Annotated in this window: 22 protein-coding genes and 3 tRNA genes; 16 read left to right on the plus strand and 9 right to left on the minus strand. The window is 64.1% G+C overall.

The features are described from left to right. Window position 1: 1 nt before the first annotated feature. The 10 genes from gnd (at window position 2) to LJ754_RS05940 (ending at window position 9800) form a co-directional block, all read left to right on the plus strand. Window positions 2-913, plus strand: coding sequence for a phosphogluconate dehydrogenase (NAD(+)-dependent, decarboxylating) (gnd, locus tag LJ754_RS05895; RefSeq protein ID WP_227925924.1), 912 nt, complete (start codon window positions 2-4; stop codon window positions 911-913). Between the two features lie 53 nt (window positions 914-966). Beyond that, window positions 967-2151 carry a DNA replication/repair protein RecF gene (gene recF / locus LJ754_RS05900; RefSeq protein ID WP_227912344.1) on the plus strand — a complete coding sequence of 395 codons (1185 nt, stop codon included), beginning with the start codon at window positions 967-969 and terminating at the stop codon, window positions 2149-2151. 82 nt (window positions 2152-2233) lie between these two features. Next, the gene (locus LJ754_RS05905; protein ID WP_283995986.1) at window positions 2234-2692 is read left to right on the plus strand and encodes a DUF721 domain-containing protein; all 459 of its coding nucleotides are present in this window, start codon (window positions 2234-2236) and stop codon (window positions 2690-2692) included. 296 nt (window positions 2693-2988) lie between these two features. Continuing rightward, entirely contained in the window at window positions 2989-5034 is a 2046-nt protein-coding gene (gene gyrB / locus LJ754_RS05910; protein ID WP_227926048.1) for a DNA topoisomerase (ATP-hydrolyzing) subunit B, read from the plus strand. A gap of 70 nt (window positions 5035-5104) precedes the next feature. After that, window positions 5105-7762, plus strand: a complete 2658-nt coding sequence (gene gyrA, locus LJ754_RS05915) for a DNA gyrase subunit A (protein ID WP_227912350.1) — start codon at window positions 5105-5107, stop codon at window positions 7760-7762. Then, window positions 7759-8268, plus strand: a complete 510-nt coding sequence (locus LJ754_RS05920) for a DUF3566 domain-containing protein (RefSeq protein WP_227912352.1) — start codon at window positions 7759-7761, stop codon at window positions 8266-8268. The genes gyrA and LJ754_RS05920 overlap by 4 nt, the downstream gene beginning before the upstream one ends. Window positions 8269-8380: 112 nt before the next feature. After that, a tRNA-Ile gene (locus LJ754_RS05925) sits at window positions 8381-8454 on the plus strand. A 45-nt stretch (window positions 8455-8499) separates the two neighbouring features. Continuing rightward, entirely contained in the window at window positions 8500-8619 is a 120-nt protein-coding gene (locus LJ754_RS05930) for a DLW-39 family protein (RefSeq protein ID WP_227912355.1), read from the plus strand. Window positions 8620-8686: 67 nt separating this feature from the next. Further along, a tRNA-Ala gene (locus LJ754_RS05935) sits at window positions 8687-8759 on the plus strand. A 120-nt stretch (window positions 8760-8879) separates the two neighbouring features. Beyond that, window positions 8880-9800 (plus strand): DMT family transporter, encoded by a 921-nt coding sequence (locus LJ754_RS05940; RefSeq protein ID WP_227912356.1) that lies wholly within the window; start codon window positions 8880-8882, stop codon window positions 9798-9800. A gap of 104 nt (window positions 9801-9904) precedes the next feature. On the opposite strand, the gene LJ754_RS05945 is transcribed toward LJ754_RS05940, so the two are convergent. Then, window positions 9905-10906: a hypothetical protein gene (locus tag LJ754_RS05945; protein WP_227925926.1), complete on the minus strand. Its 1002-nt coding sequence runs from the start codon at window positions 10904-10906 to the stop codon at window positions 9905-9907. A 151-nt stretch (window positions 10907-11057) separates the two neighbouring features. On the opposite strand from LJ754_RS05945, the gene LJ754_RS05950 reads away from it, so the two are divergent. Together LJ754_RS05950 and LJ754_RS05955 are read left to right on the plus strand one after the other, a co-directional pair. Then, window positions 11058-11600, plus strand: coding sequence for a peptidylprolyl isomerase (locus LJ754_RS05950; protein WP_227912358.1), 543 nt, complete (start codon window positions 11058-11060; stop codon window positions 11598-11600). Window positions 11601-11818: 218 nt separating this feature from the next. Next, window positions 11819-12523 carry a rhomboid family intramembrane serine protease gene (locus LJ754_RS05955; protein WP_331461510.1) on the plus strand — a complete coding sequence of 235 codons (705 nt, stop codon included), beginning with the start codon at window positions 11819-11821 and terminating at the stop codon, window positions 12521-12523. Between the two features lie 378 nt (window positions 12524-12901). Here the strand turns inward: LJ754_RS05955 and LJ754_RS05960 are convergent, their stop codons facing one another. Further along, entirely contained in the window at window positions 12902-13153 is a 252-nt protein-coding gene (locus tag LJ754_RS05960; protein WP_227925928.1) for a cell division protein CrgA, read from the minus strand. A gap of 191 nt (window positions 13154-13344) precedes the next feature. Here LJ754_RS05960 and LJ754_RS05965 point away from each other — a divergent pair, with 191 nt between their 5' ends. Genes LJ754_RS05965 through LJ754_RS05975 form a run of 3 tightly spaced genes read left to right on the plus strand, consistent with a single transcriptional unit; the run spans window position 13345 to window position 14996 of the window. Further along, window positions 13345-14148, plus strand: coding sequence for a class E sortase (locus LJ754_RS05965; RefSeq protein ID WP_442860311.1), 804 nt, complete (start codon window positions 13345-13347; stop codon window positions 14146-14148). A 1-nt stretch (window position 14149) separates the two neighbouring features. Beyond that, window positions 14150-14320, plus strand: a complete 171-nt coding sequence (locus tag LJ754_RS05970) for a hypothetical protein (protein ID WP_227912362.1) — start codon at window positions 14150-14152, stop codon at window positions 14318-14320. Between the two features lie 4 nt (window positions 14321-14324). Beyond that, a complete protein-coding gene (locus LJ754_RS05975) occupies window positions 14325-14996 on the plus strand; it encodes an aminodeoxychorismate/anthranilate synthase component II (protein WP_227925929.1) in 672 nt (223 codons plus the stop codon). On the opposite strand, the gene pknB is transcribed toward LJ754_RS05975, so the two are convergent. The 7 genes from pknB to LJ754_RS06010 are packed head-to-tail and all read right to left on the minus strand — an operon-like array spanning window position 14993 to window position 24262. Beyond that, window positions 14993-16852, minus strand: a complete 1860-nt coding sequence (pknB, locus tag LJ754_RS05980; protein WP_227925930.1) for a Stk1 family PASTA domain-containing Ser/Thr kinase — start codon at window positions 16850-16852, stop codon at window positions 14993-14995. The two genes, LJ754_RS05975 and pknB, sit on opposite strands and share 4 nt — an antisense overlap. Before the next feature lie 2 nt (window positions 16853-16854). Beyond that, complete coding sequence (locus tag LJ754_RS05985) at window positions 16855-18663, minus strand: protein kinase domain-containing protein (RefSeq protein ID WP_227925931.1); 1809 nt, start codon at window positions 18661-18663, stop codon at window positions 16855-16857. After that, the gene (locus LJ754_RS05990) at window positions 18660-20099 is read right to left on the minus strand and encodes a peptidoglycan D,D-transpeptidase FtsI family protein (RefSeq protein ID WP_227925932.1); all 1440 of its coding nucleotides are present in this window, start codon (window positions 20097-20099) and stop codon (window positions 18660-18662) included. The genes LJ754_RS05985 and LJ754_RS05990 overlap by 4 nt, the downstream gene beginning before the upstream one ends. Then, window positions 20096-21508 carry an FtsW/RodA/SpoVE family cell cycle protein gene (locus LJ754_RS05995; protein WP_227912367.1) on the minus strand — a complete coding sequence of 471 codons (1413 nt, stop codon included), beginning with the start codon at window positions 21506-21508 and terminating at the stop codon, window positions 20096-20098. Before LJ754_RS05995 ends, LJ754_RS05990 begins: the two co-directional genes overlap by 4 nt. After that, on the minus strand, window positions 21508-23049 hold the full coding sequence (locus LJ754_RS06000; protein WP_331461511.1) for a PP2C family protein-serine/threonine phosphatase: 1542 nt from the start codon (window positions 23047-23049) through the stop codon (window positions 21508-21510). Before LJ754_RS06000 ends, LJ754_RS05995 begins: the two co-directional genes overlap by 1 nt. A gap of 2 nt (window positions 23050-23051) precedes the next feature. Then, complete coding sequence (locus LJ754_RS06005; protein WP_227926051.1) at window positions 23052-23528, minus strand: FHA domain-containing protein FhaB/FipA; 477 nt, start codon at window positions 23526-23528, stop codon at window positions 23052-23054. Window positions 23529-23530: 2 nt separating this feature from the next. Next, window positions 23531-24262 carry an FhaA domain-containing protein gene (locus tag LJ754_RS06010; protein WP_227912368.1) on the minus strand — a complete coding sequence of 244 codons (732 nt, stop codon included), beginning with the start codon at window positions 24260-24262 and terminating at the stop codon, window positions 23531-23533. Between the two features lie 447 nt (window positions 24263-24709). Here LJ754_RS06010 and LJ754_RS06015 point away from each other — a divergent pair. After that, window positions 24710-24792: transfer RNA gene (locus tag LJ754_RS06015), tRNA-Leu, on the plus strand. Window positions 24793-24842: the final 50 nt, after the last annotated feature.

Consider the following 24842-nt stretch of genomic DNA (forward strand, 5'->3'; position numbering starts at 1 on the left):
AATGCACATCGGCCTCATCGGACTCGGGAAAATGGGTTACGGAATGCGTGCAAGACTGCGCCGTAACAATGTGGATGTAACAGGATTTGACAGGGACCCCGTTCATAGTGACGTGGGATCGCTGGCGGAAATGGTTGCCGAGCTGCCGGTTCCGCGGATTGTGTGGGTCATGGTTCCGGCCGGTGATCCCACGGACGGAACCCTCGCCGAGCTTTCGGAGGTACTCGAAACCGGAGACCTGGTGATCGACGGCGGGAACTCCAGGTTCAGTGATGACCGGGAAGCCTCCCGGCTGCTGGGCCTGAAAGGGATCCGTTTCCTGGACTGCGGCGTTTCCGGGGGTATCCGGGGCCAGGACAACGGGTACGGGCTGATGGTCGGCGGCGCGGCCGAAGATGTGGATCGGGCCATACCTGTCTTTGACGCCCTCCGCCCGGACGGTGACCGGGCGGAAAGCTTCGTCCACGCCGGCCGTACGGGTGCCGGGCATTACGCGAAGATGGTCCACAACGGGATTGAATACGGGCTGATGCAGTCCTATGCAGAGGGATATGAACTCCTGGCAGCCAAAGACATCATCGAAGATGTTCCGGGTATCCTCGGGGCTTGGCAGCAGGGAACGGTGGTGCGGTCCTGGCTGCTGGAGCTGGCGGTCAAGGCACTGCAGGAGGACCCCGGACTAAGCGGAACCGCCGGCCGGGCTGATGATTCGGGGGAGGGACGCTGGGCTGTGGAAGAGGCCGTGGCCTCGGGCATCCCGGCTCCTGCGATCACGGCCGCCCTGTATGCCAGGTTTGCCTCCCGGCAGCAGGACGCGCCGGCCATGCGGATGGTGGCCGCACTGCGCCGCCAGTTCGGCGGCCATGAGGTGCACAAAGTTGTCCGCCCGGATCCGGACCTGCCGAGCGCGTAAGGTAAAAAGACCGGAACCAACTGAGACCTACAGGATGGGAGAGCACGGAACCGATGTACGTTGACCATCTGTCGCTGACCGGTTTCCGGAGTTATCCCCAGCTGGACGTGCGGCTCGAGCCCGGCGTCACCGTGTTTGTCGGGCCAAACGGAACAGGCAAGACCAACATCGTCGAAGCCATCGGTTACCTGGCCACACTCTCTTCCCACCGGGTTAGCACAGATGCGCCGCTGGTGAACTTCGACGCCGGTCAGGCACTGGTCCGGGCTCGGCTGGTCCGCGGTTCCCAGGCCACCTCAGTGGAATTGGAACTCAACCCTGGCCGCAGCAACAGGGCGCGGATCAACCGTGCCAATCCTGTGCGGGCCCGCGACATTCTCGGCCTGTGCCGCACCGTCCTTTTTGCCCCGGAGGACCTGGCCCTGGTCAAGGGTGATCCGGGCAGCCGCAGGCGGTTCCTCGACGAACTCATTGTTTCCCTGGTCCCCCACCATGCCGCTACGCGTGCCGATTATGAACGGGTGCTGAAACAGCGGAACGCGCTGTTGAAGTCGGCGCGCGCCACGGGCCGTTTCACTGCAGCGCACGAAGCCACGCTCGAGGTATGGGACCAGCACATGGCCGAGGCAGGCGCACGGCTGGTCGCTGCCCGGCTGCAGGCACTGGAACGGCTGCAGCCGCATCTGCAGGCGGCCTACCGGGACCTGACAGACGGTTCAAAGGCGGCAAAGGCGGTTTACCGCTCCACCTTGCAGGGAGCGGTAAACGACGACGGCGCGGTCGAAGGTGCCCAGGACCCCGATGAGCTGTACGCCCTCGGCACGGAGGAACTGACCGAACGCTTCCTGCAGGCCTTTGCCGCCAACCGGCGGCGGGAGATTGACCGCGGCATTTCGCTGGTCGGCCCGCACCGGGACGAGCTGGAACTCATCCTCGGGCAGGCCCCGGCCAAGGGGTACGCCTCGCACGGAGAAACCTGGTCCTTTGCCCTGGCCCTTCGGCTGGGTTCCTACTACCTGCTGACCAGCGACGATCCCACGCCCGGGGCCGGACCCATCCTGATCCTCGACGATGTATTTGCCGAACTGGATGTGCAGCGCCGGCAGCGTCTTGCCGGAATCGTTGCCGGAGCAGAGCAGGTGCTGGTCACTGCAGCGGTGGGAGATGACATTCCGGAGGCGCTGGCGGGGCGCATCATCACGGTGGTTCCCGGAGGCATCAGTGTGCCCGTCTCCTGACACGGGCCAGCCGGATCCCGGGGGTCCGGGCGCGGACAATCCGGACGAACGCCCCGATGCCGCACGCGAACAGCTGAACCGCATGCGCCAGGCCGCACTTGCCCGCGGCAACCAGCGCACGCCGGCAACCCGGCGCAAAACAGGGAAGCGGCAGCAGGGCCCGTTCATCCCGGGCGAATATGTAGGCCGGGACCCGCAGGGCTTGGGCAAGGTGTTCACCCGGTTCGTCAGCGAACGCGGTTGGAACTCCCCCGTTGCCGTCGGATCGGTGATTTCCCGGTGGGAGGAATTGGTGGGAAGCGAGGTCAGTGCCCACTGCAAGCCCGAGTCCTTCCAGGACACCACCGTCCAGGTCCGCTGTGATTCCACGGCCTGGGCCACGCAGCTGCGGTTGCTCCGTGATGCCCTGATTGCCCGCTTCGACTCCGAACTGGGTCCCGGCGTCGTTACCAAGATCGAAGTGATCGGACCCGCGGCACCCAACTGGCGCAAGGGCTTGAGAAGCGTCAAGGGCCGCGGCCCCCGTGATACCTACGGATAAATCCCGGCCGCAGGCCCCGCCGTGATCCACGCCACCCGGCCCTTCTCCGGCAGCGTAATTCGAAGCCTTGCAGGAGCCGGTCAGGGGCTTTGGGACCCCCGGACCGGTATCCGGCCTTATCCGGGGCGGTGCGGTTGGCTGCAAACCGTCATTAGTGGCCTGCCAGAGGGTGTTTTGGGCAGGTTTACGGCTCGCAGCGCGGTAGAATTGACGGTGGAGATGCCTGTCCGCTGGGGAGGCTTCAATTCTGACGAACACAAGAGGAGTCGACAGCACCTGTGGCTAACGACAATGAGATGGACAACTCAGAGGTAACACCAGAGGACCACACCGCCCCGGAAAACTCCACCCCCGTGGAATACGGCGCGAATGAAATTACGGTCCTGGAAGGCCTTGAGGCAGTCCGTAAGCGCCCGGGCATGTACATCGGTTCCACCGGCCCCCGAGGGCTGCACCACCTGGTGTACGAAGTGGTGGACAACTCGGTTGATGAGGCCCTGGCTGGCTACTGCGACCACATTGAAGTGGTGTTGCAGGCCGACGGCGGCGTCAGAGTTACTGATAACGGCCGCGGCATCCCCGTAGACATGCACCCCACCGAGGGCATCCCCACCGTCCAGGTGGTTATGACCATCCTGCACGCCGGCGGCAAGTTCGGCGGCGGCGGGTACGCCGTGTCCGGCGGCCTGCACGGCGTAGGTATTTCAGTGGTCAACGCCCTCTCCGAACGGGTGGAAACCGAAGTACGCCGGCAGGGCTACACCTGGCACCAGAGCTTCGCGAACGGCGGCCACCCCGTGGGTGAACTGCGCCAGGGCGAGCCAACCGAGGAAACCGGCACCACCCAGACGTTCTACCCGGACCCGGAAATCTTCGAAACCACCGAGTTCGACTTTGAAACCCTGCGTGCCCGCTTCCAGCAGATGGCCTTCCTGAACAAGGGCCTGCGGATCCGGCTCACCGACGAGCGGATGCTCGAAGAGGAAACCGAGGAAATCACCGAGGCTCCCGACGGAGCCGAAGACGCGGCGCCGAAGCACCGCATGGTGGACTACCTGTACGCGGACGGCCTCCTGGACTACGTCAAGCACCTGAACTCCTCGAAGAAGGTTGAAGTAGTCCACGACGACGTCATCGCCTTTGAAACTGAGGATTCGGATAAGAAGATGGCCGTGGAGATGGCCATGCAGTGGACCACCGCTTACTCGGAGAGCGTCCACACCTACGCGAACACCATCAACACGCATGAAGGCGGAACGCACGAAGAAGGCTTCCGCGCCGCCATGACGTCGCTGATCAACCGGTACGCCCGTGAGAAGAACATCATCAAGGAAAAGGATGACAACCTCACCGGCGACGACATCCGCGAAGGCCTGACCGCAGTCATCTCGGTCAAGCTGGCCGAACCGCAGTTCGAGGGCCAGACGAAGACCAAGCTTGGCAACTCCGAGGTCAAGGGCTTTGTTCAGCGTGTGGTCACCGACCAGCTCGGCGATTGGCTTGAGCGCAACCCCGGCCCGGCCCGCGACGTCATCCGCAAGTCCATCCAGGCCTCGCAGGCCCGGCTGGCTGCCCGCAAGGCGCGTGAATCCACCCGCCGGAAGGGCCTGCTGGAATCCGGCGGCATGCCCGGCAAGCTGAAGGACTGCTCCTCCAAGGACCCGTCCAGGTCCGAAATCTACATCGTGGAAGGTGACTCGGCCGGCGGCTCCGCCGTCCGCGGGCGCAACCCCGAGACCCAGGCCATCCTGCCGCTGCGCGGCAAGATCCTCAACGTGGAACGGGCCCGCCTCGACCGGGCACTGAGCAACGCCGAAGTCCAGGCCATGATCACCGCCTTCGGTGCCGGCATCGGTGAGGACTTCGACGTCGAAAAGGCCCGCTACCACAAGATCGTGCTGATGGCCGATGCAGACGTTGACGGCCAGCACATCACCACACTGCTGCTGACCCTGCTGTTCCGTTATATGCGTCCGCTGATCGAAAGCGGTTACGTGTACCTGGCCCAGCCGCCGCTGTACCGGATCAAGTGGTCCAACCACGCCCACGACTACGTCTACAGTGACCGGGAACGGGACGAAGTGATTGCCCGCGGTCTGGCCAACAACCAGCGCCTGCCGAAGGAAAACGGCATCCAGCGTTACAAGGGCCTGGGCGAAATGGACTACACCGAGCTCTGGGACACCACCATGGACCCCGAGCACCGCACGCTGCTGCAGGTCACCATGGACGACGCAGCCGCCGTGGACTCGGTCTTCTCGGTCCTCATGGGCGAAGACGTCGAATCCCGCCGCAGCTTCATCCAGCAGAACGCCAAGGATGTGCGCTTCCTGGACATCTAGCGGATTCGCCCAGCCGGCCCCCGCTGCCGGCGAATATGGACTTTAGCGACATAGAACGGAAGCAGAACCAATGAGTGATGAGACTCCCGAGGTAACCGGGGACACGGCTCCCCTGGCCGGGACCGCACTGACCGACAGGGTCGAGCAAATCGACCTGCAGACCGAGATGCAGCGTTCCTACCTTGACTACGCCATGGCTGTCATTGTGGGACGTGCGCTGCCCGACGTGCGCGACGGGCTCAAGCCCGTGCACCGCCGCGTCCTGTACGCGATGTTCGACGGCGGGTACCGCCCGGACCGTTCCTTCAACAAGTGCGCCCGTGTGGTGGGCGAGGTCATGGGCCAGTACCACCCGCACGGCGACTCGGCGATTTATGATGCCCTCGTCCGCCTGATCCAGGACTGGACCATGCGCTACCCGCTGGCCCTGGGCCAGGGCAACTTCGGTTCGCCGGGTAACGACGGCGCTGCGGCGCCGCGGTATACCGAAACGAAGATGGCGCCGCTGGCCATGGAAATGGTCCGGGACATTGACGAGGAAACCGTCGATTTCCAGGACAACTACGATGGCCGCAACCAGGAACCGACCATTCTTCCCTCCCGGTTCCCGAACCTCCTGGTCAACGGTTCCTCCGGCATTGCCGTCGGCATGGCCACCAACATCCCGCCGCACAACCTGCGCGAGGTTGTGGACGGTGTCCAGTGGTACCTGCAGAACCCGGACGCACCGAACGATGTGCTGCTTGAGGAACTGATCCGGCGGGTCAAGGGCCCCGACTTCCCCACCGGCGCCACCATCCTGGGCCACAAGGGAATCGAGGACGCCTACCGCACCGGCCGCGGCTCCATCACCATGCGTGCCGTGGTGAACGTGGAGGAACTCCAGGGCCGTACCTGCCTGGTGGTCACCGAACTCCCCTACCAGGCCAACCCGGACAACCTGGCCGTCAAGATTGCCGAACTGGTCAAGGACGGCAAGATCACCGGCATCGCCGACATGCGCGATGAAACTTCCGGCCGCACCGGCCAGCGCCTGGTGATCGTGCTCAAGCGTGACGCCGTGGCGAAGGTGGTCCTGAACAACCTGTACAAGCACACGCAGCTGCAGGACAACTTCGGTGCCAACATGCTGGCCATCGTGGACGGGGTGCCCCGCACCCTGAGCCTGGACGCCTTCATCCGGCACTGGGTGACCCACCAGCTCGAAGTGATTGTCCGCCGCACCCGGTACCGCCTGCGCAAGGCCGAGGAAGCTGCGCACATCCTGCGCGGCCTGCTCAAGGCCCTGGATGCCCTCGACGAGGTCATCGCCCTGATCCGGCGGTCCTCCACGGTGGAAGATGCACGGACCGGCCTGATGGGCCTGCTGGAAATCGACGAAATCCAGTCGCAGGCCATCCTCGATATGCAGCTGCGCCGCTTGGCTGCCCTGGAACGCCAGAAGATCCAGGACCAGCACGCGAAGCTCGAAGCTGAAATCGCCGAATACAACATCATCCTGGCTTCCGAAGAACGCCAGCGTTCCATTGTCAGCGAGGAACTGCAGGAAATCGCCGACAAATACGGTGACGACCGCCGCACCAAGATCCTCATGGGCTATGACGGCGACATGAGCATGGAAGACCTCATTCCCGAAGAGGAAATGGTGGTCACCATCACCCGCGGCGGCTACGTCAAGCGCACCCGCAGTGACAACTACCGGCAGCAGGCCCGGGGCGGCAAGGGCATCAAGGGCGCCCAGCTGCGCGGGGACGACGTCGTGGAGCACTTCTTCGTCACCACCACCCACCACTGGCTGCTGTTCTTCACCAACCTGGGCCGCGTTTACCGTGCCAAGGCCTACGAACTGGCCGAAGCCGGGCGGGATGCCAAGGGCCAGCACGTGGCGAACCTGCTGGCCTTCCAGCCGGACGAGCACATTGCCCAGGTCCTGGCGCTGCCGGATTACGACGCCGCCCCGTACCTGGTGCTGGCCACTAAGCGCGGCCTGGTGAAGAAGACCCGCCTGGCGGACTACGACACCAACCGCTCTGCCGGCGTTATTGCCATCAACCTCCGCGACGAAGACGAATTGGTTTCCGCCCAGCTGGTCTCCGAAACCGATGACCTGATGCTGGTTTCGCGGCTGGGCCAGTCGCTGCGCTTCACGGCCACCGACGACGCGCTGCGTCCCATGGGCCGTGCCACCTCCGGTGTCACGGGCATGAAGTTCCGTGAGGATGACGAACTGCTGGCGGCCGACGTCGTCACCGAGGACTCCTTTGTCTTCACCGTGACCGAGGGCGGCTACGCCAAGCGCACCAGCGCGGACGAATACCGGGTCCAGGGCCGTGGCGGCCTGGGTATCAAGGTGGGCAAGTACGCCGAGGACCGCGGCCATCTGGTCGGTGCCATGGTGGTCCAGGAAGAAGACGAGGTCCTGGTGGTTATGCAGGGCGGCAAGGTAGTCCGGTCCTCCGTGACCGGTGTGCCCGCCAAGGGCCGCGACACCATGGGTGTTATCTTCGCCAAGCCGGACAAGAATGACCGGATTATCGCCGTTGCGCGGAACTCCGAGCGCGACTTGGCGGTCGAAGAGGACGAAAACTCCGAAGACGGAACATCAGGCACGGCACCGGTAACCGCCGGAACCGAACCTGTGGGGGCCGCAGGCGATGAAGTACCGTTGTCTACAGACGAAACGGCTGGGCGCGATGCACAGTCAGCACAAGATGGAGGTAACGAGTGAGCTCGACCAACTCAAGCCCTAGGTCGTCCTCGGGCGCCGGGCCGCGGGTGAAGACCCCGGCACGGCCGGCCCAGCGCCCTGGGGGAGGTCAGAGCGCAGCGGGGAACCGCCAGCCGCTGGTGAAACCCGTACCCAAGGCCAAAGCCCGCAAGGCCCGGCTACTGGTCAGCAAGATCGATCCCTGGTCCGTCCTGAAGATGGCGTTCCTGCTGTCGGTTGCACTGGGCGTGGTCACCGTGGTGGCAGCCATCGTGCTGTGGACCGTGCTGGACCTGACCGGCATCTTCGACCGGGTTAACACCCTGCTGGGCGAGATTGCCGGCAGCGAGTCCGGCGGCTTCGACCTCCGGGACTTCGCTTCCCTGGGCCAGGTGGTGTCCTTCGCGACCATCATCGCCGTGGTGAATGTGCTGCTGCTGACGGCACTGTCCATGCTGGCCGCCGTGCTCTACAACATTGCCTCCACGCTGGTCGGCGGCATTGGTGTGACCCTCACCGACGACTAGTGTTTTCCGGTTCCGGACGCGCTCCTGCAGCCGCTCCGGAACCGGAAAACAGCCCGATTTGTTCTTCCGGGCAAAGGTACGGTAGAGTCATATCTCGGCCCGAAGAGGTTCGGGGCGTATAGCTCAGGCGGTTAGAGCGCTTCGCTGATAACGAAGAGGTCCCAGGTTCAAGTCCTGGTACGCCCACGGAACACCTTGCAAAAGGTGGACCGGAACGGCAAGGAGGATTCCATGAAGAAGTTGCTGACAGTCATGGCAGCGGCTGCTGCTGGAGTCTTCGCCTATAAGAAGTGGCAGGAAACTGCCGCTGAGAAGACAGTTTGGAAGGAATCGACCGACAAGGTCGGCTAACCGCCAAAAGGTCGAATCTGGTAACCCGGCCGGTAACGGTGGGTTATACTGGATAGGTTCTCATTTCGGGGGCATGGCGCAATTGGTAGCGCACCTGCTTTGCAAGCAGGGGGTTCGGGGTTCGAGTCCCCGTGCCTCCACCGAAAGAATAGACAGAAGGTCCCCGCTCCTCGGAGCGGGGACCTTCTGCGTTAAGCCGCCGTGACTCCCGGAAACAGTCCGGCGCCGGTGCAGGAGCGGGGCTGCACTACTGTTGGCCTGTGAATATTTTCCTGGCCGCAGTGGGTGTCCTGGGCGTGTCCGCGTCCGGGCCCATTATGGCCGCTACGGCTGCCCCCGCCCTTGCCATCGCCTTCTGGCGCAATGCCCTGGGCGCGGTACTCATGGGCGGTCCCGCAGCTTTGGGACGGCGCCGGGAATTCGCACGGCTTGGGGCACGCGAGTACCGGTGGACTGCCGTTGCGGCGGTGGCCCTGGCATTTCACTTCGCCTGCTTCATCACTTCACTGCAGCTGACGTCCGTGGCCGCGGCTACGGCGCTTGTCTGCCTCCAAGCGGGGTGGATCGCCCTGTTTAATGTGCTGCGCGGTATCCGGGTTGCGCCTGTTGTGTTGGCAGGGCTGGCCGCCGCGTTCGCCGGAGTTGTGGTGATTTCCGGCTTTGACCTGGGTCTTTCGCGGGAGGCACTGATCGGCGATGTCCTGGCGGTGGCCGGCGGTGCCCTCGCGGGTGTCTACACCATCGCAGGCGGAAAAGCCCGTGAGTCCATGTCTACGGGCACGTACACCACTCTCTGCTACGGAGCATGCGCCGTGCTGCTCCTGGCGCTCTGTGCGGTCTTCCGGCAGCCGCTGGTCGGCTTTCCGCCGGCGGCGTGGCTGGGGATCCTCGGTGTAACCGTGGTGGCGCAGATCCTGGGCCACTCGGTGTTCAACCACCTGCTGGCTGTCATCAGCCCGTTGGTGGTTTCCATGATTATCCTGCTGGAGATCCCCGGCGCGGCCATCCTGGCGGCGGTGTTCCTGCACGAGCAGCTTCCGGCGGGCACATACGCCGGGCTGGGCCTTATCCTCGCCGGATTAACGGTGGTAGTGGCCGGACAGGGCAGGGCACGACGCCGGCCCGGCACCGAACCTATCCCCCCGGCACCGCCGGCCCTGGGCGGAGACGTGCAACCCTAGTTCAGAGAGCAGCCCGGCACATAAGGCCGGAACCAAAACAGGGAGGTGCCCGCCGCAGCGGGGACCTCCCTGTTTTTTCTTGCCGGTATTTTTTCTAACCGGTGTTACTTCTTGCCGGTGTTGTTATCTGAGTGGGCGCCTGAAGGCTTGGCAGCTTCCTTGGCCTCGCCCGCGGCTTCCTTGCTGTGCTTGCCGGCTTCGGACGCCTTGTCGCCGGAACGGGAGGCAGCACGCTCGGCTGCTTCCTTGATACTGGCGACCGTTTCCTTGGTCTCAGAGGAGGCAGCCGCAGCGTTCGTGCCGGCCTTCTCGGTCGGAGTGGAGGCAGCCGCGGCCTTCGGCTTGGGCACCTCGACCGGTGCCGGCGTCGCCGGCTCAGCGGGCTTGGCCGTGGAGGCTCCGGAGGATGTCCCGGTAGCCGCCGGTGCCGGAGCCGTGGCGGGAGTGGTGGCAGCAGCCGGCTTCGGTGCGGGGGTCTTCCAAGGATCCTCAACCGGACGCGAGGCACGCCAGGCAGCTACGCCGGCGGTGACGGCAGCGGCGATGATGCCGAAGACCAGCCACCCCTTGCCGCCGCCCTTCTGGTTCTTGCGGGCCTGCTTGGCAGCCTGGGCTGCAGCCTTCTGTGCGCGCTTGAGCGCCTTCTTGTTGCCCGTGACCTTGGAAACCGCGGTCTGTACAGGAACGTTGGCTGCCGTCAGGCTGCGCGAAACGCTGTCCGCGGCCACACCGATCCGGGTGGAAAGCGCCGGGAGGTAATCGTCGACGACGCGGTCCTTCGCGGTGTTCAGGGCCGGTGTAGCCCGGTCCAGGGTGCTCTGGATGCGCGGAGCGGCTTCATCCACAGCGTGGCTGATCCGCGGCCCAACCTTCTCAAGCCCGCCCTGGATGCGCGGCGTTACGGTGGCTACGCCCTGGGCAAGCTCGTCAGCAGCACGCTTGATACCGTCCTGGATCTTCGGAGATGCGGTTTCGATCCCCTTCTCAATGCGCGGAACGGCCCAGCCCTTGGCTGCGTCCACCTTGGGCGAAGCCCAGTCGCGGGCCGTTACGAGGCCAGCAGCCACATTGGCTTCAAGGTCATGGGTGATGCGGTCCTTCTTCAAAACTACCTCCCGGGATAGTGTCGTTTCAGCCTTAGCCTACGTGTTCGAGCTGATCTCTGCTATCGGAGGCCGCGGCAGGCGGCGGTTTTCACTGTGCGCTGAACCTGCCGGTTTCCGCCCCTGTGCGCAAGCGCCGTGGAAGAATGTTGTTATGACTGCTATTCCTACAGCAAAAGCGACCATCCACACGTCCATGGGCGATATCCGTATCAACCTGTTCGGCAACCATGCCCCCAAGACGGTCAAGAACTTCGTTGGCCTGGCCACCGGTGAGATCGAGTGGACCGACCCGGCAACGGGTGAAAAGACGAGCCGCCCGCTCTACGACGGTACGATCTTCCACCGCATCATCAAGGATTTCATGATCCAGGGCGGCGATCCCCTGGGCCGCGGCACCGGCGGACCCGGCTACCAGTTCGACGACGAAATCAACCCCGACCTTGATTTCGCCACCCCGTACAAGCTGGCCATGGCCAACGCCGGCATCCAGATGGGACGCGGCACCAACGGTTCGCAGTTCTTCATCACCTCGGTGCCCACCACGTGGCTGCAGGGAAAGCACACCATCTTCGGTGAGGTTGCCGACGACGAGTCCCGCGCATTGGTCGACCAGCTCAATGCGGTCTCCACCGACGGACGCGACAAGCCGACCGAAGACGTGGTTATCAACAGCATTACCGTCGAGCAGCTCTAACCTGTTCGAAGGGTGCCCCGGCCGGACTATCCGGCCGGGGCCTTTCGTCAATCCGGGAGTTTCGAGCAATGTCATATGGAGTGCCGGCCGGAGCGCCGGCGTCGCAGGTTCCAGTGTGTCCGCGCCATCCGGACCGGGTCAGCTATATCCGCTGCCAGCGTTGCGGACGCCCGGCCTGCCCTGAATGCCAGCACAACGCCGCCGTAGGCGTGCAGTGCGTGGATTGCTTTGCCGAACAGAACCGGAAGCAGCCGGCCTACCGCACCGTGTACGGCGGACGCACGGCCCCGGCTGCCGGGACGGGCAAACCGGTAGTAACCATCACCATCATGGCGATTTGCGCCGCCGCCTTCCTCCTGCAGCTGGCGGTCCCCGGCTTTACTTCCGACTTCTGGTACCGGCCGGTCTACACGGACTATGAGCCGTGGAGGATGCTGACGTCTGCCTTCCTGCATTCAGCAGGCGGCTTCGTCCACATAGCTTTCAACCTCTATGCGCTGTGGTTCCTGGGCCGGACGCTGGAGCCGATGTTCGGCCGGGCGCGCTTCGCCCTGCTCTATCTGATCTCGGCCGTAGGCGGCTCGGTGGGCGTTATGTACCTTGCCGACCCCGGAACACCTGTCGTGGGAGCCTCGGGAGCGATCTTCGGGCTCTTCGGTGCACTGTTTGTGGTGATCCGCCAGCGGAGGGGTGAACTGCGTTCCCTGGTGATCCTGCTCCTGCTTAACCTGGTGATGGGCTTTGTCTTCCCGAATATCGCCTGGCAGGCCCACGTGGGTGGACTGGTGACCGGGGCGGCCTGCGCGGCCATCATTGCCTATGCGCCCCGGGGTAAGAACCGGACGGTTGTCCAGTTCCTGGGGCTGGCGGCCATAGCCCTGCTCCTGGTGGTGGCAACCATCCTTTGGCCGTCTCCCGTGTAGCGCTTGCCTGCCCGTGCGTGCCCGCTGTCCTTGTGACGGCGGGCACTGTGCGTTAAGGCAAAGTTATCCACAGAGATACCCACAGTGTTAATAACTAACAAGGGTGTAGTTTCTCCTCCGGACCAGCGATCCACAGGGTTATCCATAGCCTGAACGGACTTACACACATGTAATTCCACAGCTGTGGATAACCCGGATCCCTTTGTTTGCGCGGAAGTTGCGGAAGTAACCCACAGAGTTACCCACACCTGTGGATAACTCCGTGCACAACCTGTGAACAACAGGAAAACCGGGGATAACGACTTCAGACCAACAGAAAGGGCCCTCCGGCTGCGGGTGGCAGCGGGAAGGCCCTTAAGGTTGCGAGGCTGAACGGAGTCAGCGCCAGCGCGTAGTCATCAGAAAGCCCACAATGGCAATACCAAAGCCCACCAGAATGTTGGCGGCACCCAGAGACGGGACGGGGAATCCTCCCTGGGTGATGTAGTAGGTGATGATCCACAGCAACCCGATGATCATCAGGCCGAACATCACCGGCTTGTACCAAACGGGGTTCGGCTTGGCTGCGGAATTAACACGGGGCTCGGCAGCGGGGCGCGGCGGCTTCTTGCGGGACTTGGACTCAGGCACGGATCCTCCTGGCAGAACCGGCTCTGCGGATGCCGGCGGTTTGTTGGTGGCGGTCTCAGGGGCGGGGACAACACTGCATGGCTGCAGGCGCTGCATGGCACGGCCTCCCGTTCCTGATTATCCTAGCGAATTACCGGGGCAGAGTATCCTTGGGCACACTAAGCTTCGAAGACCATCCCGCCGAGGAGCGTATGGACCAGTCCCCAGCAGTCCGCGAGGAGCACCGCCCACGCTCCCACCCGTCCCCCGCGGGCGGCCCGGGACGCATGGTGGTCCACGTCCTAGGGGAAATCCTGGTGACCCTGGGAGTTATCCTGGGCCTGTTTGTGGCCTGGCAGCTGTGGTGGACGGATCTGGAAGCAAACAGGTCCCAGCAGGAGGCCGTGCAGGACCTGTACAAGGATTTTGACCTGCCTCCTGAGGACGCGCCGGCCCCCGCGCCGGCCCCCGCGCCGGCCGGCTACGGCGAACCGGTAGTGATGGAACCGCCGGCTGATGAGGGAACCACTTTCGCGGTCGTTTACGTTCCGCGCTTCGGGGAGGACTATGCGGTGCCGGTCAGCTCGGGTGTGGGTACCCGGGTCCTGGACACGCTGGGACTGGGCCACTACTCCGCCACGGCCATGCCCGGCGGGGTTGGCAATTTTGCGGTGGCCGGACACCGGCAGAGCCACGGCAAGGCCCTGGACGCCATCCACACATTGGTACCCGGAGACCGGATCTATGTACAGACAAAGGACGGGTACTACAGCTACGTGTACCGCAACACGCAGTTTGTCCTGCCGGACCAGGTCGATGTTTTGGCACCGGTGCCTACAAAACCGGAGGCGGTCCCCACGGAACGGTTCCTCACGCTGACCAGCTGCAATCCCCGCTTTGGCTCACAGGAACGGATCATTGCCTACGCACTGATGGACTCGTGGCAGCCTCAGTCTGCCGGGCCGCCTGCAGAGATAGCAGACGCCGTCGCCGCTAATGTGCAAGGAGGTCGCTAAAATGTATGCATGGCTCTTCCGACGCCTGCCCGGCCCGCTGTGGGTCCGGATTTTCCTTTCCGCGGTGCTTATTGCCGCAGCTGTGCTGGTGCTCATGGAGTTTGTTTTCCCGTGGCTTGCAGAGACCAGCCTTCTTCCATCCTTCACGGAGTCAACGATTGGCGGTTCCTAGCACTATGACCACGCGCATCCTGGTGATCGACAACTATGACAGCTTTGTATACACGCTGGTGGGTTATCTGCGGGAACTTGGAGCGGAAACCACGGTGGTCCGCAACGATGACTTGGACGCGGCACAGGCACTGGAACTGGCGGCAGGGCACAACGGCGTGCTGGTGTCCCCCGGTCCGGGGACCCCGGCCGAAGCCGGTGTGTCCATTGACCTGATCCGCTGGTGCGGGACCACCGGAACCCCCATGCTCGGCATCTGCCTGGGGCATCAGGCCCTGGCCGAGGCTTTCGGGGGAACGGTAACGCACGCTCCGGAACTAATGCACGGCAAGACCTCGTTGGTGGAACATGGAGGTGAGGATGTGTTCACCGGGCTGAACAGCCCGCTGACCGCCACCCGCTACCATTCCCTGGCGGCCGTAGCGGACAGTGTGCCGGCTTCGCTGCAGGTAACCGCCCGCACCGCCAGCGGCATCATCATGGGCCTGCGCCACACCGAGGCGCCTTTGTCCGGGGTTCAGTTCCATCCCGAGTCCGTCCTCACGGAGGGCGGCTACCAGATGCTGGGAAACTGGTTGGAGTCCTGCGGCCTGGCCGGCGCCGCCGCCCATGCATCGACCCTCAGCCCGCTGATCTCCCGCACCGGCCGACCGGCGCAGGAACCGAACGCCGCCTAGCGCTGGGCGGCGCTCGGAGACGGGCTGGGGGACGACGGCGAGGGGGACGGGCTGGGCTCAGCCGGGGCCTTCGCTACGTTCACCACAATGCTTGTCCCCGGCGCGACCTCGGTTCCCGGCATAACGCTCTGTGAGAGCACAATACCCGGGGCAGCTTCGGTGGACTCCACCTCCACCAGCTTCGGCGTAAGCAGCAGCGTGGGATCCAACAGCGTGGCTTCAGCCTGCTCACGTGTGAGGCCGGCCAGATCCGGGACCACCACTTTGCCGGTGGACACAATGATGTTCACCTCGGTACCAGCGGGCACTCGCTCCCCGACAGCGGGTTCCGTCCCCAGCACACGCCCCTCGGACATGGTGGAACTGTTGTCGGTTTTGGTGGCCCCGCCCTTGAGGTCCAGCTCGCGCAGCGCATCACGGGCACCGGACTCGGTCATTCCGATCAGGTCGCCCGGGATCTCTGCCGTGGAGGGTCCCTTGGAGATATAGAGCGTGATGTCCTCTTGCAGATGGGCCATTGCACCGGCGGCGGGGGAGGTTCGTATTGCCAGCCCGTCCTGCACGGTATCGCTGTACTCCTCGCTGATGGACGGCGCACGGAAACCGGCGTCCACTATCGCGTTGAAGGCATCGGATTGCGACATCGCTTCCACAAGGGGGACCGAGGCCGTGGTGGGAGCCGCGGGCTTGGCGTTAAGCACGTTCCAGCCCACAACCCCGGCCGCGCCCAGGACCAGGACAAGGAGAATGACGAAAACGGTGGTCCAGGCACGCCGCCGTGCCTTTTGCTGCGGCTCGCGCTCCCCCGTGGAACCGATGTTCAGGACCGGACGATCCGCGTCTTCCTCGGCAGTAAGCGAACCGCCCGCCAGAACCTTGGCCATGGCGCGGGTACGCGGTTCCTCATCCTGCGGATCAGCCGGATGTACGGCATGCGGGGGCACCGCAATCGCCTGTGTGGCAGCCGTGGCGGGTCCGCCGTCGCGCACCGCCAGCAGAGCTTCGCGGAACTCGCGCGCCGTTTGGTAACGGTGGTTCCGGTCCTTGGCCAAACCGCGTTCCAATACGTCGTCCAGGGCCGTTGAAACCTCGGGGTTGAGGCTGCTGGGCGCCACGGGCAGCTCGCGGACGTGCTGGTAGGCAACTGACACCGGGCTGTCACCGGTGAACGGCGGCCTGCCGGTGAGCAATTCGAAAAGCAGGCAGGCGGCGGAGTAGAGATCGCTGCGTGCGTCCACTGTTTCACCGCGTGCCTGTTCCGGAGAAAGGTACTGGGCGGTGCCGATCACTGCCTGGGTCTGCGTCATGGTGGCAGCTGAATCCGCCATGGCACGGGCGATGCCGAAGTCCATGACCTTCACGCCGCCGTCGACCGTAACCATCACATTGGCGGGCTTGATGTCGCGGTGGACAATCCCGGAACGGTGGCTGTAATCCAAAGCGGCCAGGACGCCCAGGACATACTCCACCGATTTGTCGATGGTGAGCTCGTCCGCCTTCAGGAGGTCCCGCAGGGTCCGGCCCGGCACGTATTCCATCACGATGTAGGGCAGCCGGACATCGTCGCGGGTAGACGCTGATTCCTGGTCCCCGGTGTCGTAAACCGATACAACCGAGGGATGGTTCAGCCCCGCGACTGCCTGCGCTTCACGCCGGAAACGGGATTGGAACAGTGGATCCCGTGCCAGGTCCGGGCGCAGCACCTTGATGGCGACAGTCCGGCCCAGGCGGATATCCCGGCCAAGGTAGACGTCGGCCATGCCGCCGCGTCCGATCAGTTCACCGACCTCGTAACGTCCGTTCAGGACGTTGTCGGTGTTGAGGGTGGGTTGCCCTCGAAGGAAATCTGCGCTCATGGTTACTGGTTGCCGGTCGTGGTGCTGGGATCGGACTGGGCGGTGTCGCCGATGCTGGCGCCGCCGTTGGTGGAGGGTGACGGGGCGGTGGGAGAGGGCTGTGCCGGGGCGGGTGCAGGTGCCTGCGCAATGAAGTAGGTCACCGGGGAGCCCTGGGGTACCGCAGCGCCTTCGCTTGGGTCCACGCGGGTGACCGTGCCGGCCCTGGCGTTTGACGGCTCGCTGCCGCCGTTCCTTGCCACCAAACCGGCGTCGGCGATCCGCTGGCGTGCAGTCGCTTCGTCAAGCCCCGTCAGCGACGGTACCGAAACAAGTTCCGGTCCGGAGGAGTAGACGACGGTCACCGCAGACCCCGGAACGAGGCTGCCGGAGGGATTAACCTCAATGACCATTCCCTCGGGAACATTGGCGTCGGAAACCGGGAGCCGGTTGACCTGCAGTCCGAGATCCAGCAGTTCCGCGTAGACATCATTGACCGGCCGGCCCGCATAGGCGGTGGAGTCAACGAAGATTTCCTCATCGCTGGGAGATTCCGACGGCGTGGCCGACGGCGACTTGGAGGGCGACTTGGAGGGCGAAGCGCTCTTGGACGGGCTGGCAGCGGAGGAACTGGCGGCCGGATCCGGGTCTGCATTGTCGTCTGAACCGGTCAGGACGAAGAAGGCCACCACACCGGCCAAAATGAGTACCAGCAGGGCAATCAGCGGAATGGTCCACGGGCTGCGCCCGCGCTTTTCTTCCTCGACGTCACCGTTATCGTCGGCGCCGTCGTAGTCGACGTCGTCGTCGTCGGTCCACTCACGGGACGCGGCGAGCTGGCCGGTGGAGGCATCGCCCGCTACCGTGGCGCCGGCAACGGTGGGCAGTGCCGACGTGGACGGTGCCGTGTCCACCACGCGCGTGGCAGCAGTGCCCGCCGTGGGCACCGGGGCCGTCACGGCGCCGGATGCGAACAGCAGCATTCCGGGCACAGCGGTCTCAGCTGCCTTGATGTCGCCGCGGCGGATGGCCGCAACGGCCAGGGCGAGGGCTTCGGCGTCGGCCGGGCGGTCCGCCGGGTCCTTCGCGAGCATGGACATGATCAGGGCGCGGACCGGCTCGGGAATGGACTCGGGCAGCGGCGGCGGGGTGTCGTTGACCTGGGCCAAGGCGATGGCGATCTGGGATTCGCCGGAGAACGGACGGCGTCCGGCCAGCAGTTCGTAGCCGATCACGCCGAGGGCGTAGATGTCGCTGGAACCGGTGGCCTGCTGTCCTGTCGCCTGCTCCGGGGCGAGGTACTGGGCGGTGCCCATCACCTGGCCGGTGGCGGTCAGGGGCACCTGGTCGGCGATGCGGGCAATCCCGAAGTCGGTGATCTTGACCTTGCCGTCGGGCATGATGAGCAGGTTGCCCGGCTTGACGTCGCGGTGGACCAGTCCCTGATGGTGGGCAACGGCCAGGGCAGTGGCGGTCTGGCCGATGATGGACAGGGTCCGGTCCGGCGATAGAACCTTGTCGCGTTCGATGATGGTGGAAAGCGGCTGTCCGGGGACAAGCTCCATCACGAGGTAGGCGGAGCCCTCTTCCTCGCCGTAGTCAAAGACATTGGCAATGCCGGGGTGGTTCAGCAGCGCCGTATGCCGGGCCTCCGCACGGAAGCGGTTGAGGAATCCGGGGTCGCCGGTGTACTCCTCCTTGAGGATCTTAATGGCAACAATGCGGCCCAGGACCAGGTCCCGTGCCTTCCAGACCTCGCCCATACCGCCGATGGCAATACGGTCGGTCAGCTGGAACCTGCCGCCTAAGGTGATACCCGATGTAGGCCTCACTTATTCAACACCGCCTCTAGGAGTTTCTGCGCGCTTGGAGTGGTCAATTGGGCACCGGTCGTCAGGTCCACGTCTTCCATGACGACGGAAATGACAACTTGGGGATCGTCGGCGGGTGCGAAGCCGGTGAACCAGGCGTTGTCGCCCCGGCCCTCCACCTCGGCAGTGCCGGTTTTCCCGGCCACCTTTACGCCGGGAATACGGGCGGCACTGGCGCTGCCGTTATCCACAACACCCACCATCCATTCGGTGAGTTGCCGAGCAGTGTCAGGACTGATGGAGGTGTTGAGCTTGGTGGGCTTCGGCTCGTCAATCACGGACAGGTCCGGTGCACGGACGCTGCGGACCAAATTGGGGGTCATTTGCTCGCCGTTGTTGGCGATGGCAGCGGAGATCATGGCGACCTGCAGCGGCGTGGCCGTGACGCTTCCCTGACCGATGGAGGATAGTGCCAGCTGGGCCTGGTCCTCGTTATCCGGGAAGTGGCTGGGAACCACGGGTGTGGGAATGGTCAGCGGAGTGTCAAAGCCGAACTTCTCTGCCTGTGCCGCCAAGTTGTCCTGCCCGAGTTCAAGGGCCACCTGGGCAAAGACCGTGTTGCAGGACTGCGCCAGGGCAAATGCGAAGTCGGCCTCGGAGCGGGAAGAACACGCACCCGTGACAAAGTTCGGCAGGTAGGTATTGGTTCCCGGGAGCAGGAATTCCTGCGGATTCGGAATCACGCTGTCGGCGTCGTACTTTCCCGATTCCAGGGCTGCGGCCGTGTCTACCAGCTTGAACACCGAGCCGGGAGCCAGCAGCGATTCGGTGGCCGGATTGATGTACGGAGACAGTCCGGGGATGGAGGTGAGTTCAGCCATGGTCGATTCGATCAGGCCGGTGTCGTGCACAGCCAGTGCATTCGTGTCATAGGTGGGCTTGGAGACCATGGCGAGGACGTCGCCCGTCTTCGGGTCCATCATCACGATGGAGCCCTTCTGGCCGTCCGGAATGAGGTCATAGGCCAGCTGCTGCAGTTCCGGATCAATGGTCAGCTCCACTGAAGCGCCCTGACTCTGGGCCCCAGAAAAGACCTGGACCAGCTTGTCGTAGAACTGCTGCGGGCTGTTGCCGGAAAGTTCTTCATTCATCGCCGTTTCCAGCTGGGAGGTGCCGTTGAGGTTGAAGAAGCCGGTCAGCTGCGAATACAACTCAGGGTTGTTGTAGACCCGCTGGTAGTTAAACTCATCATTGGAAGGAACCGACTCGGCAACGGCCTTGCCGTCCACCAGGATGGAGCCGCGGTTCTCGCCGAAATCCCGGTAAATGGAACGCCGGTTGTCAGTATTTTTGTTCAAGTCCTCAGCCGCGAAGAACTGCACGTAGGTCAGCGACCCGAGAATGAGCGCGAACATTGCCAGGGCTACTACCCAGCTGTTCCGGATGGCCTGGTTCATTCGACTCCTTCCTTAGGGGTGCGCCGGCCGCGTGCAGAAGCACCGATCGGGGATTCACTCATGGCCGGAACCATGTCCGTGGACACCGGTCCGGAGGCCACTGGGCGCCTGGAAGCGTCCGAAATCAGCAGCAGCAGGGCCACAATGATCCAGTTCGCCAGCAGCGACGAACCGCCGGCGGACATGAACGGCGTGGTTAGGCCGGTCAGCGGGATCAACCGGGTAACACCGCCAATGACCACAAAGCACTGCAGCGCAATGGTGAACGAGAGCCCGCACGCCAGCAGTTTTCCGAACCCGTCTTTGGTCCCCAGAGCGGCACGGAAGCCCCGGGATACGAGAAGTACATACATGAGGACAATCGCGAAGATGCCGATCAGGCCCAGTTCTTCGCCCAGGGCGGCAATGATCATGTCACTGTTGGCGAAGGTCACCAGATCCGGGCGGCCCTGGCCCAAACCGGTGCCGATCAGTCCGCCGCTCGCCAGTCCGAAGAGACCCTGAACCACTTGGTAGCTTCCACCCACCGCGTTGTAGACCTCGGGGTCAAAGGCGTTGAGCCAGCCGTGGATACGCTGCTGAACATGGCCGAACAGCTGCAGGGCAGCAAACCCGCCTACGGCGAGCAGGCCCAGTCCGATGACCACCCAGCTCACCCGGCTGGTGGCGACGTAGATCATCGCCATGAAGAGTCCGAAGAAGAGAATGGATGAGCCGAGGTCCCGCTGGAAGACCAGCACTCCGATGCTGACCAGCCACGCCACGATCATGGGACCCATGTCCTGCATGCGCGGGAACTGCAGGGGACCGACCTTGCGGCCGGCCAGGAGGATCAGATCCCGGTTGGTGGATAGATACCCGGCGAAGAATATAGCCAGGGTGATCTTGGCGATTTCGCCGGGCTGGAAGGTACCCACACCAACATTGATCCAGATCCGTGCACCGTTAATGGTGGTTCCGAGCGGCGTCAGCGGCAGCAGGAGCAGGATGGCACTGACGATCAGCGAAATATAGGTGTAGCGCCGCAGGATCCGATGATCCTTGATCACGAACATCACGGCGATGCCCGCGGCAACGGCCACGGTGCTCCACAGCAGCTGCCGGTCCGCTGCGGTGTCGCCGTTGGTGATGTCCAAGCGGTGGATCATTGCCAAACCAATGCCGTTGAGGGCGGTGACAATGGGAAGTATTACCGGGTCGGCATATTTCGCCCGGAAGCGCAGGACCAGGTGGAAAACAACCACCAGGGCCATCAGCGTGCCGCCCTGCACCCAGAAGTCGGAGTCGAACCCGCGGTCCTCATCCAGGCCGACGATCATGTTGGCACCCACCCCGACGAGCAGGGCGACCAGCAGGAGCAGGGCTTCTATGTTGCGGCGGGGTTTGGCAACGGTCAGGAGATCAGACATTACTGCTTACCTCCGCAGGCACTGTTGGCCGCAGCGTCGGGCTGCGCCGTGGAAGTGGGACCCGGTGTGGAAGTGGACGGCGTGGAGCTGGGTCCCGGCGCCGGATCCACAGGAGGACACATGACAGCCTTGGCAGTGTCCCGCAGATCCTCTACGATCTGGTCGGCATGCTCGAGGTCCCGCGCGGGAAGAGTGTCTTCCACCCGGTTGCGGTGGTACTCGGAAAGGCTGTCCACGGGAATGTCGGAAATATCCGTGACGTGGGAAAGATGGATGGGCCCGATGGTCTGGGAAACACCGTTGAAGACGGCCACCCGGTTGTCATAGGAGCCCACGTAGTAACGGGTCTGGGTCCACGTGTACCCGAGCCACATCACGGCCGCCAGCAACAGGGCCAGTACGGTGAGGAAAGCCGGGAGCAGCCAGCGGCGCCAACCGGGCCGCTTTGTGTCCTCCGCAGCGAGCCCCGGCGACTGTGCGTCGTCGGCCTTGTGCGTCAGCATGCGGGCGGCGCGGCGCTCGGCCGAGCGCTTAGTGACAATGGGAATCTGGCCGGTTTCGGTGGCCAGCGATGCTGCACCCACCAAGACATGGGGGCGCGAGGAGAGGTCCTGCCGGATCAGCTCCGCGCGTTCCTGCAGACTTTCGTCGTCTTCTTTATCTTCGCCGGAAGAATCGGCCTCGTCCTTGCCTTCGGTCACGGCCGGTGCCGGGGTACTCACGGCAGGGGCTGCCGAGATGGTTGCCTGACGGGGACGGCCCGGCCCGGCGGGAAGCTCTGTCATCGCAGCAGTGGACGGAGCGGACCCGGCGTCGGGATCATCATCGATCTCGATCACTGCAACAGTGACGTTGTCCGGGGAACCGCCGGCGAGGGTCAGTTCCACCAGCGTGTCGACGCACTGCTGGAGGTTGGAGGTGCCCCGCAGGACGCCCTCGATATCGGAGTCGCGGAGCACGGCGGTGAGGCCGTCCGAGCACAGCAGCCAGCGTTCGCCCGGTTCCACATCGAAGGTGGCCAGGTCCAGTTCCGGGCTCGCGTCGACGTCGCCCAGTACGCGCATCAGGACGTTCTTATGCGGATGGACCTCAGCTTCTTCGGGCCGCAGCCGGCCCTCGTCGATGAGGCGCTGGACGAAAGTGTGGTCGATGCTGACTTGGCTGAACTCGCCGTTCTTGAGCCGGTAGGCGCGGGAATCGCCGATGTGGGCCAGGGCCAGCCGCCGGTCATGGAGCAGCAGTGCCGTGACGGTGGTGCCCATGCCGGAGAGCTGCGGGCTTGTGGTCACCAGTTCGGAAAGGATGGAGTTTGCGGCCTGGATTTCGTCCGCAAGGACGGTCAGCGGCTCGTCCTCCTGGACCCGGCTGTCCAGATGCACCAAATCCAGCACGGTGGAGGCAGACGCGACGTTTCCGCCGGCGTGGCCGCCCATTCCGTCAGCGACCACTGCAAGGTACCGCCCCACATAGGCGGAGTCGTCGTTCTTGAAACGAACCATGCCCACGTCGGAACGTGCTGCATATCGAAGGACCAAAGCCACGGTCAGGGCCTCAGCTCAATGACCGTTTTGCCGATTCGGACAGGTACGCCGGGTTCCACGGGCAGCGCCCGGGTGAGCTGGCTGCCGCCCAGGTAGGTGCCGTTGGTGGAACCCAGGTCCTCGATGAACCAGCGGCTGCCCTGCGGGAACAGGCGTGCGTGGCGGCCGGAAGCGTAATCGTCCTCAAGGACGAGGGTCGCTTCCTGTGCGCGGCCGAGCAGGATGGGACTGGCGGCGAGGTCCAGGGTGGTGCCGCGCAGCGGACCTTCCGTGACAACGAGTTCCCGCGGCGTGACCTTGGCCGGGGCGCGCTTCTCCAACTCGGGGTTCCGGCGCATCTGCCGGGCGGTGGGGGTTCCGGTCCGGTTACGGCTGCCCACGGCAAGGTCGCGGCGGATGGCGCCCACTACGGAGATCACCATGATCCACAGGACCAGTAGGAAGCCGTACCGCAAAAGGGTTTCGGTCAGTTCGCCCAGCACTAACGTCCTCCGGCCCGGACAGGCAGCAGCCGGAAGACTATCCGGGTACGTCCCATGGCAATGGTGGATCCGTCGGTAAGCACTGCTTCACCCTGAACTTTCTGGCCGTTGACGAAGCTGCCGTTGGTGGAGCCCAGGTCAATGGCGCGGCTTGCACCGTTCTCGGTGCGTATTTCCAGATGCCGCCGGGAAACACCGGTGTCATCCACAAGAATGTCGGCCTCGGAAGAGCGTCCCAGGACCACCGACGGCGCATTCAAGGAATAACGCTGTCCGTCAATGTCCAGGACCGGCTGCACCCGGGCCGAGGGGCCTTGCCGGGGTGCCGGCGGCTGCGGAACCCTGGGCGTGGCTGAGGGGGATTTCTCGGTGGCGGAATCCACTTCCAGTACCCCGGACTTCAATGAGGCGTCACGGGTGAAGGACACCCGGACGGGACCCTGCAGGCTGTAGGACTGGCTGCGCGCGTGCTTAATGACGACGTCGCACAGTTCTTCCGCCAGCGGGGCACCCCACTGCTGGGCCTGTGTGAAGTCCGAGCTGGACAGCCGCACCGTGAAAACGTTGGGAGCCAAGGTGCGTCCCTGCCCGAGGACCATGGAGCGCTCATCAAGCTCTCGGCGCAGCGCAATGGCCAGTTCCAGCGGTTCTACCCGCCCAGAGGAGCCGGACGTGAAAGCGCCGCGGACCATCTTCTCGATGCCGCGTTCGACATTGTCGAGTAAGCCCATGTCCGTCTCCTTCCGCGTCCTGTCCGGTGAATAGCCACGCCTGCCACCCGTCTCCCGGCGCCGGGGCGCCGGGCGGAATGAACCGCCGGGACTGCGTTGGGACTGGTTCCGGCAGGTCACAGGTACATACGTCCACTTCGATACTACTGGGGAGCGCTGATAAATGTCTTACCGCGCCTCCCGGTACTCCGTGTCCGTCAAGCCCCCGAGGGATCTTTGCGGTGCGTTTATTGGAAGTATCCGGACCGCGCACCTGGGCACCCGCTGCGGCCCGTCCCACACCCGGATCCCTGCAATGACGCGGATTTCGGGGCTGCCGAAGGGGCGTTTAGGTGTTTCGCCAAAATGCCGGTATGCTTGATTCTGCTGTTCCCGAGGAAACGCAACGCAGATGGTCTCAGGAAGATTTGAGATCATTCGCACATAGCTTCCTAGGGAAACCATTTTGCGCGAGTGGCGGAACGGCAGACGCGCTGGCTTCAGGTGCCAGTGTCCGAAAGGGCGTGGGGGTTCAAATCCCCCCTCGCGCACAGATAGGAATGACCCCGGCTCACCAGCCGGGGTCATTTTTTATGCCCGG

Source organism: Arthrobacter sp. zg-Y40 (assembly GCF_020731535.1).
Lineage (GTDB): Bacteria > Actinomycetota > Actinomycetes > Actinomycetales > Micrococcaceae > Arthrobacter_B.

What these genes read in the sequence shown, in the direction of transcription:
- gnd (WP_227925924.1), top strand. Translation starts at nt 2, where the DNA reads ATGCACATCGGCCTCATCGGACTCGGGAAAATGGGTTACGGAATGCGT.
- LJ754_RS05930 (WP_227912355.1), top strand. Translation starts at nt 8,500, where the DNA reads ATGAAGAAGTTGCTGACAGTCATGGCAGCGGCTGCTGCTGGAGTCTTC.
- LJ754_RS05975 (WP_227925929.1), top strand. Translation starts at nt 14,325, where the DNA reads ATGACCACGCGCATCCTGGTGATCGACAACTATGACAGCTTTGTATAC.
- LJ754_RS05970 (WP_227912362.1), top strand. Translation starts at nt 14,150, where the DNA reads ATGTATGCATGGCTCTTCCGACGCCTGCCCGGCCCGCTGTGGGTCCGG.
- LJ754_RS05905 (WP_283995986.1), top strand. Translation starts at nt 2,234, where the DNA reads ATGCGCCAGGCCGCACTTGCCCGCGGCAACCAGCGCACGCCGGCAACC.
- LJ754_RS06010 (WP_227912368.1), bottom strand. Translation starts at nt 24,262, where the DNA reads ATGGGCTTACTCGACAATGTCGAACGCGGCATCGAGAAGATGGTCCGC.
- LJ754_RS05965 (WP_442860311.1), top strand. Translation starts at nt 13,345, where the DNA reads ATGGACCAGTCCCCAGCAGTCCGCGAGGAGCACCGCCCACGCTCCCAC.
- pknB (WP_227925930.1), bottom strand. Translation starts at nt 16,852, where the DNA reads ATGAGCGCAGATTTCCTTCGAGGGCAACCCACCCTCAACACCGACAAC.
- gyrB (WP_227926048.1), top strand. Translation starts at nt 2,989, where the DNA reads ATGGACAACTCAGAGGTAACACCAGAGGACCACACCGCCCCGGAAAAC.
- gyrA (WP_227912350.1), top strand. Translation starts at nt 5,105, where the DNA reads ATGAGTGATGAGACTCCCGAGGTAACCGGGGACACGGCTCCCCTGGCC.
- LJ754_RS05950 (WP_227912358.1), top strand. Translation starts at nt 11,058, where the DNA reads ATGACTGCTATTCCTACAGCAAAAGCGACCATCCACACGTCCATGGGC.
- recF (WP_227912344.1), top strand. Translation starts at nt 967, where the DNA reads ATGTACGTTGACCATCTGTCGCTGACCGGTTTCCGGAGTTATCCCCAG.
- LJ754_RS05990 (WP_227925932.1), bottom strand. Translation starts at nt 20,099, where the DNA reads ATGAACCAGGCCATCCGGAACAGCTGGGTAGTAGCCCTGGCAATGTTC.
- LJ754_RS05995 (WP_227912367.1), bottom strand. Translation starts at nt 21,508, where the DNA reads ATGTCTGATCTCCTGACCGTTGCCAAACCCCGCCGCAACATAGAAGCC.